Source organism: Pseudoalteromonas sp. SWN29, from assembly GCF_015864465.1.
GTDB lineage: Bacteria > Pseudomonadota > Gammaproteobacteria > Enterobacterales > Alteromonadaceae > Pseudoalteromonas.
On record NZ_JADYXE010000186.1, the window covers coordinates 1 to 531 of the forward strand.

Annotated in this window: 1 protein-coding gene; it reads right to left on the reverse strand. The window is 65.9% G+C overall.

Going from position 1 to position 531, the window contains the following annotated elements:
* Positions 1–120 precede the first annotated feature (120 nt).
* On the reverse strand, positions 121–531 hold a 411-nt coding region (locus I6F53_RS20410; RefSeq protein WP_197240979.1), incomplete at its 5' end, for a phosphoribosylanthranilate isomerase.

Sequence of the window (531 nt, forward strand, 5' to 3'; positions counted from 1 at the left end):
CCGCCGTCGCTAGCGTTGCCGCCAACCTCGTGCTCGGCATCGGCGTCGCCGCCGCGACCTACTTCGGCCTCATCGCGCTCGCGACTTAGCCTCGTCGTTCGGCTGCGTCGCCTGTGGGGTTTACCCCGCCGCTGAGACGGCGCGAACGGCTTCCACGAATGCTCGGATGAGGGCTGGATCTTTGACTCCGCGATTCGCCTCGACGCCGCTTGAGACGTCAACACCACCCGGCTGCATGATGCCGACCAGCTCCGCCACATTCTGCGGGGTGAGGCCACCGGCCAGAATCCAGAAGCCGTCAGGCGCAGCATCCGACAGCAGGGTGGGGTCGAACGCTGCTCCCCCACCCGGCGTAACCGCGTCGATCAACAACCGGTCGTCGGCGCGCAATGCTCCGTCACGACTGAGCCGGCGGTAATCATCAATCGACAGGGCGCGGATGGTGCCAAAGCCCTCAGCCCGCAGCCGGTCAAATTCTGCCTCAGTTTCATCACCGTGCAACTGCACTGTCGCTACGCCTGCAGCGCTCGC